Below are 270 nucleotides of genomic sequence, written 5' to 3'. Positions count from 1 at the left end.
ACACACCAAGATTTATCCTTGTTAGTATCTCAAGGTAAATTTAGAGAAGATCTTTTTTATCGATTAGCTGTCGGTATCATTGAAATGCCTGCTTTACGCAACCGCATTGAAGATATACCCAGTATAGTCACTCAGCTTGTAGATCAAATCAATCAATCGAGTTCAAAGCACCCAAGCTACAAAAGTAAACAAATTTCCGAAAAGGGAATTAATTTAATTTGCACCCAATCATGGCCAGGTAATATTCGTGAGCTATGGAGCACATTAAAC

Annotated in this window: 1 protein-coding gene; it reads left to right on the top strand. The window is 36.7% G+C overall.

All coding sequences use genetic code 11. From position 1 onward, the window contains the following. Positions 1 to 18: 18 nt before the first annotated feature. Positions 19 to 270 (top strand): AAA-type ATPase lid domain-containing protein (locus AAEY72_RS15010; RefSeq protein ID WP_502945400.1); only part of this gene is annotated, 252 nt, incomplete at its 3' end.

It is taken from the genome of Psychrobacter sp. W2-37-MNA-CIBAN-0211 (genome assembly GCF_040309405.1).
GTDB classification, from domain to species: domain Bacteria; phylum Pseudomonadota; class Gammaproteobacteria; order Pseudomonadales; family Moraxellaceae; genus Psychrobacter; species Psychrobacter glaciei.
Note: the sequence above shows the minus strand (reverse complement) of the source record. Positions and strands in the feature narration are given on the sequence as shown.